The sequence below is a fragment of the Vibrio sp. CAU 1672 genome (assembly GCF_029223195.1).
Taxonomy (GTDB): domain Bacteria; phylum Pseudomonadota; class Gammaproteobacteria; order Enterobacterales; family Vibrionaceae; genus Vibrio.
Genome location: NZ_JARHUF010000047.1, coordinates 1 through 8,103, shown reverse-complemented (window position 1 = coordinate 8,103; position 8,103 = coordinate 1). Strand labels below are relative to the sequence as shown.

Sequence of the window (8,103 nt, the reverse complement as noted above, 5' to 3'; positions counted from 1 at the left end):
AAGCACATAAAGTTTGTTGTTCGCAAAGTTTAAAATAACGTAAAATCAACTGTTTGGGTCTGCAAACTAACAAACTGCTCAAGAGGGATTCACAACGCGTGGCATTTTTACTATGCGTTGATTATAGTGATTAAGGTGGTATGCAGCGGCTTCGGTATTGCGTTGTTCACCCCTTAGCAGGGCGTTATGCTTTTTGGTGACTTAAGGATTAGTTAAGAGAGTAAATATGCCATTTACACCTTTGCATATGGGGCCAGCGTTAGTTTTGAAATCGGCGGCTAGTTCAAGTTTTTCATTAACTGTTTTTGGTTGGTCTCAAATAGTTATGGATATTCAACCTTTAGTTGTGATGTTGACTGACTCAGGAGAGTTACATGGTTGGAGTCACACGATTCTAGGAGCTACTTTGCTAGGTCTGTTATCAGCAATAACGGGTAAGTATCTGAGTGAAAGTGGATTGTTTATTATTCGGTGGCAGCGCTTTCTTCCAATAAAGTGGAAAACTGCTTATCTAAGTTCCTTTCTAGGTACATACAGCCATGTTTTTATTGACGCCATAATGCATGTAGATGTTTTACCTTTTTCTCCCTTATTCGATGGCAATCCGTTTCATGGGATGGTCAGCATAGCCGTGCTTCAACAAATTTGCATAGCGAGCGCTGTTATTGGTGGGATTCTTTGTGTTGCTCGAGATAGTAAATCAAAAAAAGCATAACAAAGCGTTAAAGAGGGACTTGGCACGCGTGGCATTTTCAATTTGCGGTAAGTTTAGTGGTTACGGCGTGATGCGGTCACTTTTGTAGTGCGTGCCGGCGCCCCTTAACGCGGCGTTATGTGCTAAGGAAGGCGATGTTAAATAAACTGCGAAAAATGATTTTAGGTTGTACAGATCTAACTCCATTTGAAGAGCAATCTATTATATTGTGTATTGAGAATTTACCTGAAAACCTAAAGGGAATAGCTGCAGCGCAATTTAAAGAGTACAACCTTATTCAAAGGGAATATGACGGTTGCACTGTTAATTTCTATAAAGTGAAATTTTTGCGTAAAGTCGTCAATCCAAATCAATTGTTACCAATCAAAACTGATGATTGTGTATTAATCAAACTGGAATTGAAAACAATTTCAAATGAGAGAATTGGGGTAACTTTACATGCAACTGGGCATCGAATATTTAGTGCATCTTTTAGTAAAGATGTTTCTAATCTCGGTAAGATTGAAGGTGTGCGGCTAGAAAAACTCACTAAATCATGGCGTTCAGTCGTTTAGCACATAACAAACAATTCAACAGTGATTCGCAACGCTTGGCGCTCTCACTTTAGGTCGAATTTAGTGTTTACGGCGCAGTGTTCAAGTTCAGTGCATGCGTTGCTCACACGTTAATTGGGCGTTATGCGACTGAGCAAAAAATCTTCTCTATCTCTCTTTCTCGCTCTCTTTGGCAGTCGGTTCGCGGTGTCGGCAACTCAGCATTGTCGGCTCAAATTCTTGAATCACTCAGGCCGTAAAACATGCCAAATTTCGCGGGTTGCCTCATTGGTTTTCGGAGTTGGTTGGTGGTGAATTTTGTTGGCTCAAAGCGCTGTAAGAGCAAGTTTATCGGTCGTTCATCTTTGTTGCTGGTCTAGAGCGTTGGGTTTCACGAAGCAAAAGCTGAGTCATGCGCTGAAAGTCACCATTAGTCACTTGTTGGAAGCTGGTCTGTAACATAGTGACTTCCGCTGTTCAGTGAATCACAAAAAGTGTTTGGTTTGTTTGTGGTTTTTAGTGTCTGAGGTAATCTTCATCTGCCCAACTTGGCTTGGTCAGTGAATTCGCATAACAAACAATTCAAGCAGACCCTCAACGCTCGGCGATTTTGGTTTGCATCGGGTTTTGCGTTGCCGAGTAATGCGGAAGGTGAGCTAGTGCGTTTCGGGCTACTTAATTGGGCGTTAAGTGGCTAGTTGAGTTTTTCTGGAGTTTTATATTGATTATGTTTCATAGCCAATCTAGAATGCCGTTCGGCTTATGGGCAGATTTTTAGTTCGCGTTTCGCGATCAGTGAAGAAATGGTCCGTTCGGATTGCCTTATATAGTATATCATATAGGTATTTATAGGATATATAGTGCGTAGGAGTGCCCATAAGCCACTAATTAGGGGTAATCAATGTCAAGATTAAAGCGTCTAAAGTCAGCATCAACAAAGCCTGAATTTGCTAAAGTATTGGGTATTGATGCAGCTTTCCTTACTCGCTGCTTATATATCAACAAGCCAGAGAACCAATATCACCAGTTTTCCATTCCGAAGAAATCAGGTGGTGAAAGGCTTATAAATGCACCTTCAGAGGAACTTAAGAGCCTTCAAAAAAATCTATCAATATTACTATTAGACTGCATTGATGAAATTAATGCGGAAAAATATCCAGATTCACAGTGGTCTAAACCGAAACTTAGAAAAAATGGTGATCCAGATTACGCTGCTGAAGTTCTTAAGATAAAAATTCCAAATGCGCAGGTAAAGCAACCTTCGTTATCTCACGGTTTTGTAAGAGAGCGTTCAATCCTAACGAATGCTATGATGCATGTCGGAAAAAAGAACGTCCTCAACATTGATTTAGAAAGTTTTTTTGATAGTTTCAATTTTGGACGTGTCCGTGGTTTTTTTATTAAAAACGCTAACTTCAATCTTAACCCACATATTGCAACAGTAATTGCTCAAATTGCCTGCTTTGATAACAAACTGCCTCAAGGTAGCCCATGCTCTCCTGTAATAACTAATCTTATTTCACATGCCCTAGATATACGGTTAGCCTCGTTAGCCAAGAAATATAAATGTACTTATACGAGGTACGCTGACGACATAACATTTTCAACTAGGAAATCTGAGTTTCCTCCTCAAATAATGAGACAAAATGAAATTGGTTATGTACCAGGTAGATTGTTAAAGAGTGAGATAAGACGTTCAGGGTTTTCTATAAATTCTAGTAAGACTAGAATTCAATATAAGAACTCCAGACAAGATGTCACAGGTCTGGTAGTAAATAAAAAACCTAATGTGAAACAAGAATATTGGCGATTAGCACGGGCGAAATGTAATCAGCTGTTTAAAACAGGTAAGTTTACAACTATAAAAGATGGAAATGAAATTGATGGTAACCTCAATGAGCTTGAAGGGCAGTTAAACTTTATTGATCAAGTTGATCACTATAACCGGATGAGGCAAAAAACACCTTTAAGTACCGATTACACGCATGCGAAAGTTGGGAAAAATACTAAAGTCATACTTTCAGGTCGAGAAAAAACTTTTAGTAATTTCTTATATTATCGACTTTTTTGCGGAAACGAGAAACCTACCATTTTATGTGAAGGTAAGACAGATAATGTTTACTTAAAGTCCGCAATCAGTGAGTTAAGTAAAGATTATCCTCAATTAGCGTACCGTAAAGGGGATAAGTATGAGCTTTTAGTACGTTTTGTCGAGTACTCAAAGCGAAGCCGCTTTTTATTAGAGTTATTCGGTGGGGCTGATTACCTGCGAGGTTTTGTGGATAACTTCGAAAAGAACATGAAGCTCTACGATTCCATAACACCTAAATATCCAGTTATTGTTTTTTTAGATAACGATGAAGGACCTCAACAAGTAGTGAATTTGTTGAAGTTAAAAAACTTTCAGAAAAAAATCGAATTGTTTCCATCTACTCTTGATAAGAAGGAGGATATTCGAAAGTCTGAATTTATACATGTTATCAAAAACCTATATGTTGTTTTTACACCGTTAGCTAAAGATGGCGGAGAGACAGATATAGAGTATTTCTTTGATGATAAAACGCGTTTAATGAAGCACTCAAGTGGTAAGTGTTTCAACACTGTAAAGAATCGGGACTCAAAAAGTGATTTGAGCAAAGATTCATTTGCTACACATATAGTCAAAGAAAACAAAACGAAAATAGATTTTAATGGGTTAAAGCCTCTTTTAGACTCTATTGTAAAAGTGATTAATCATTATGACTCTCTGAGGTAGTTTTCTGCAAAATGCGGAATAGCCACTTAACAAGCAATTTAAGAGGGATTCACAACGCTTGGCACTTTTGCTTCTACTTCGGTTTTAGTGTTTATGGCACAATACTTTAGGTTTGGGTGGAGGCGTTGTTCACCCCTTAATTGGGCGTTAGCTGAATAAAGCGAGATTTGCATATGTTTACAGTTCCAGATTCAGATAAGAAAATTCGAGCTAAGATTTCAAGCTACAAATCAGGGTTTAATCGTGAGTTGAGAGAGTACGGGTTTATTGATGATGGGTATGGGAAAAGATACTTGATATTTCCTTTGCTACTCGTGCTAAATGATCTGAAGAAAGCAGAAGAGTACATGGAATGGTATGACACCCAATTTCCAGATGACATCGGTGAACCTATCCAAATGTTGTGCCGTTCGATTCTATCTTACCGTTTAGGTCATTACGGCAAAGCTACCTATGAATTAGCGGCTACAATGTTGTCAAATGTTTATCTTTTGCCTTGGCTTTACGGAAATAATATCGGCCCATTTGATTTAGAACATACGTCTAACTTTGCCAATCCTGAACATTGTGACTACATGCCTCTGGAAGTATTTCATAGCATCACTGGTGAGGAGTTGTACTGGATAAAAAGTTGCTATGATTCTGAGATATTTAGGGAAGCCCATACAGACTTCATCGAACTATCCATCCTCTTAAATTTCGTGTCAGAAGACGAACGTAGTAAAGTATTGGATAAACGAAATAATCTTTTAAAACAGTTTGAAAAATTCAGCTAACAAAGCATTTAAGAGTGATTCGCAACGCTTGGCAGTTTCGCTTCGCTCAAGTATAGCCAAGCGTCGCTCACACCTTAATGCGGCGTTATGTCTCCGGAGGAAAAATAGATGTTCGATCAGAAAAAGAAAAAACAGCATTACGTTTGGAGGCGATACCTAAAGTCTTGGCTCGTAGATGATAAACTTGCATGTATGAGAAATAAACAGCATGTATTTTCAACTGCGGATTTGATGAATGTTGGGCAGAAGAGCTATTTTTATAAAGTTAATTGTCTGTCTGAACAAGATATTAGCTTTGTTAGGGATATGTTTTTATCTGACGTGGATGAAACGGTTAGCTCAATTTACGAGCGACTATTTTCTCTCTTTCGCCATGTTGAACAAGTTGAAAAGTTAGAATCTGACGGCAGCGATTCTGATATTGAGAAACTGAAGCAGCACTACGCTAATAACCTAGAAGAGGAAATTCAGTCGGAAATTGAGTCACAAGGTGATCCCTGTCTGACGAAACTTTTATTGGGAGACGTAAGTTTCTTTGAAAATGATGAAAGTGCCGCACACTTTCTAAACTATTTATGTATGCAGTATTTGCGTACAAAAAAACACCACGATGCATTAGTTTCTGGTGTTACGGGTGTTAACCGAGAACAAATAATAAAGTGTGCAAACTTAATTCGTATTGTATTTTCAGCGAAATTAGCGGCAAACTTGTATGTGAATCGGTCAAATTATAAATTGGTGATAGCAAGAAACATTAGTGATACGCCATTTATTACTAGCGATCAACCAGTGGTTAATTTCTTAGACACAAAAACAGACCAGAACCAACAAACAGAGGAATTTGGTCTATATTATCCTCTATCTCCTGAATTGGCTGTATTTTTAGTTGAAAAGGATATATTTGGTTCAGTGTTAGAAATGAGCTTTGATAAGGCATCTGTTGAACAGTTCAACCAAATTACGCTTAGTGCCTCATATGAACAGGTCTATGCTTCTTCCGAAACCCAGTTGAAGTCTTTGCATGTTGAACTAGAGACATAACAAAGCATTTAAGAGTGATTCCCAACGCTTGGCATTTTTCATTCCATCGTTGGGTTTTGTGTTTACGGTGGTATGGTTTAGTTTTGTGGTAGCGTTGCTCACACCTTAATGCGGCGTTATGGCGCAATTTTGAGTTTAGTTTTTGGGGAGGTTTCTTGCAGGAGTTTTTGGCTTACTTAGGTGGAGCATCAGTAATTGTTGGTTTTCTTTCATGGTTGTTTCGGCAAACGATTGAAAGAGTTTTGTCAGAGTATATTTCATCAAAAGCAAAGAGACATAATTACGTTTTTGAGCAAATTCATGCCAGAAAGATTGAATCAATTTCAAAGCTATATGAAGCGTCAGTTCAAGCGTCTGATGCTACAGCATATGTAGTAAGGATGCAGGGTGAACTAGAACAGGAGCGGGTGTTGAGCCTGGAATTAGACGTTAAGAAGTTCGCCGAACAATACAGACTTGCTAAGCTTTGGCTATCTGATGATCTCTGCAATCTTGTAGACCAACTGCTTGACCAGCATTCAGCCTTTTATCAAGTTGTTAGAGGTTATCAGCTCAAGCAAAGTGGTTTAGGTAAAACACTAGATGCTAAGATGCTGGCTTTATGGATTCGCGCGGACGAAGAACTTCCCTTGATCCAGTCAAAATTATGTGAGGCTTTTAGAGCGGAGTTGGCTAAGATTTCGCCATAACAAAGCGTTCAAGAGGGATTCGTGCCGCGTGGCATTTTTGGTATGCGGTGAGTTTTAGTGGTGAAAGTGATCTGCGGAAAGTTGGTTTGAGCGGCACTCACCCCTTAACGCGGCGTTAGGTGAATTGCGATAATTCGACAAGATCGGGGGGATAGAATGAGCGAAATTAAGAGATATGATGTAAATGAAGAATGGGCACACTCTGGTTACGTTGTAGCTGGAGATTATGTTTTCCTGGGCTATTGTGTTGGTAATGTTGGGAAAAGTGTCGAAGAACAAATAAACGGAGCTTTTGATGATATGGCTAGAAAGCTTGAAATGGAAAATCTAACGCTAGATAGTGTAGTGAAAATCGATGTTTTGCTCAGGGATGTATGGAATATTCCATTAGTAGAGAAAGTTATCAAAGAACGTTTTAAGAATGGCTATCCTGCGAGAAAAACGATTTCTACTGATTTTGCTCATAGAGGTGGAGAGTTATCAGGTCTTCATGTGCAAATTGATGGTGTTGCTTATATCGCAAAAAAATGAGCCATGTGCAATCCAGTTATTCACCTAACAAATTGCTTAAGAGTGATTCGCAACGCGTGGCATTTTTGGCTTGCGTTGGGTTTAGTGATTACGGCGCAATGCGGTGGCTTGGTCAAGGCGTTGCTCACACCTTAGCAAGGCGTTATGTTGCGGATTGAATTTATCGTATTGGAAGGAATGTATGGTTGTACTGAGGGAAATGCGTCAAGAAGAGTATCCTGATTATTGTCAGTACTTTATTGACGATTATAGTCGAGAAATTGCTCAAAACTATGGGCACTCAATGGAGCTTGCCATTGAGTTGGCAAAAAAAGATCTTCATCGTTGTTTTCCGAACGGGTTGGAGGGGAAAGAGCATTCGTTGCTTTGTATCGAAAGCGAATTGAATGGACAACAGTGCTTAGTTGGTTATTTATGGCATTCCGTTAATGTTACTGACAAGTCTACTTTTATATACGACTTTTACGTGTCGAGTGAATATAGAGGCTGTGGTTATGGAACAGCGGCGATATCCGAATTAGAAAAACAGTTGCAAGAATGCGGTGTTGAACAAATTAAGTTGAGGGTTGCTTATCATAATGAACGAGCCCTCAAACTGTACCAAGCTGTAGGTTTTGCCATCACGGGCTTCAACATGTCTAAGAAAATAGGTGATATAGCCTCAACATAACAAACTGTTTAAGAGTGATTCGCAACGCGTGGCATTTTTACTATGCGTTGGCTTTAGTGGTTAAGGTGGTATGCGACAGCATCGGTATTGCGTTGCTCACACCTTAACAGGGCGTTAGTCGCCAGAAAAAGCTAGTAATCAAAATCATGTTTCTAGGCTCAAAGTCTGGCAGTTGCTTGTTTGGTGCACAAGTTCATCGTCGATGGTCAAAACTCAGTTTCTGCTGTTTTAAGTCCAAAGTTTTGCAAGTGTACTAGCGGTTGTTTTGTTCCGGCGTTTTTCAAGGTGGTTGTCATCATTTGCTTACTTATTAAGCAGCTTCTCTTTCTGGGTTTAGGTGTACGTCACCAACTGGTTTACAGTTTCTGATGTCACCAGGCCATCGTTCAGGTT

9 protein-coding genes are annotated in these 8,103 nt (G+C 39.3%); all 9 read left to right on the top strand.

Annotated elements, in window-relative coordinates; translation table 11 throughout:
• Positions 1–226: 226 nt before the first annotated feature.
• The 9 genes from P2G85_RS20905 (at position 227) to P2G85_RS20860 (ending at position 7,710) form a co-directional block, all read left to right on the top strand.
• The gene (locus P2G85_RS20905; protein WP_275865958.1) at positions 227–715 is read left to right on the top strand and encodes a hypothetical protein; all 489 of its coding nucleotides are present in this window, start codon (positions 227–229) and stop codon (positions 713–715) included.
• 134 nt (positions 716–849) lie between these two features.
• The gene (locus P2G85_RS20900) at positions 850–1,269 is read left to right on the top strand and encodes a hypothetical protein (RefSeq protein ID WP_275865957.1); all 420 of its coding nucleotides are present in this window, start codon (positions 850–852) and stop codon (positions 1,267–1,269) included.
• A gap of 880 nt (positions 1,270–2,149) precedes the next feature.
• On the top strand, positions 2,150–4,003 hold the full coding sequence (locus P2G85_RS20895) for a retron Ec67 family RNA-directed DNA polymerase/endonuclease (protein ID WP_275865956.1): 1,854 nt from the start codon (positions 2,150–2,152) through the stop codon (positions 4,001–4,003).
• A gap of 173 nt (positions 4,004–4,176) precedes the next feature.
• Positions 4,177–4,779, top strand: a complete 603-nt coding sequence (locus P2G85_RS20890; protein WP_275865955.1) for a hypothetical protein — start codon at positions 4,177–4,179, stop codon at positions 4,777–4,779.
• Between the two features lie 108 nt (positions 4,780–4,887).
• Positions 4,888–5,820 carry a DUF4238 domain-containing protein gene (locus P2G85_RS20885; RefSeq protein WP_275865954.1) on the top strand — a complete coding sequence of 311 codons (933 nt, stop codon included), beginning with the start codon at positions 4,888–4,890 and terminating at the stop codon, positions 5,818–5,820.
• A gap of 155 nt (positions 5,821–5,975) precedes the next feature.
• Complete coding sequence (locus P2G85_RS20880) at positions 5,976–6,509, top strand: hypothetical protein (RefSeq protein ID WP_238959176.1); 534 nt, start codon at positions 5,976–5,978, stop codon at positions 6,507–6,509.
• The gene (locus tag P2G85_RS20875; RefSeq protein WP_275865959.1) at positions 6,506–6,628 is read left to right on the top strand and encodes a DUF3265 domain-containing protein; all 123 of its coding nucleotides are present in this window, start codon (positions 6,506–6,508) and stop codon (positions 6,626–6,628) included. Before P2G85_RS20880 ends, P2G85_RS20875 begins: the two co-directional genes overlap by 4 nt.
• Before the next feature lie 37 nt (positions 6,629–6,665).
• Positions 6,666–7,040, top strand: a complete 375-nt coding sequence (locus P2G85_RS20870; protein WP_275865953.1) for a RidA family protein — start codon at positions 6,666–6,668, stop codon at positions 7,038–7,040.
• Positions 7,041–7,221: 181 nt separating this feature from the next.
• Positions 7,222–7,710 (top strand): GNAT family N-acetyltransferase, encoded by a 489-nt coding sequence (locus P2G85_RS20860; protein WP_146490143.1) that lies wholly within the window; start codon positions 7,222–7,224, stop codon positions 7,708–7,710.
• Positions 7,711–8,103 lie beyond the last annotated feature (393 nt).

Coding starts and splice junctions, on each gene's coding strand:
- P2G85_RS20890 (WP_275865955.1), top strand. CDS start 4,177: ATGTTTACAGTTCCAGATTCAGATAAGAAAATTCGAGCTAAGATTTCA.
- P2G85_RS20870 (WP_275865953.1), top strand. CDS start 6,666: ATGAGCGAAATTAAGAGATATGATGTAAATGAAGAATGGGCACACTCT.
- P2G85_RS20895 (WP_275865956.1), top strand. CDS start 2,150: ATGTCAAGATTAAAGCGTCTAAAGTCAGCATCAACAAAGCCTGAATTT.
- P2G85_RS20905 (WP_275865958.1), top strand. CDS start 227: ATGCCATTTACACCTTTGCATATGGGGCCAGCGTTAGTTTTGAAATCG.
- P2G85_RS20885 (WP_275865954.1), top strand. CDS start 4,888: ATGTTCGATCAGAAAAAGAAAAAACAGCATTACGTTTGGAGGCGATAC.
- P2G85_RS20860 (WP_146490143.1), top strand. CDS start 7,222: ATGGTTGTACTGAGGGAAATGCGTCAAGAAGAGTATCCTGATTATTGT.
- P2G85_RS20900 (WP_275865957.1), top strand. CDS start 850: ATGTTAAATAAACTGCGAAAAATGATTTTAGGTTGTACAGATCTAACT.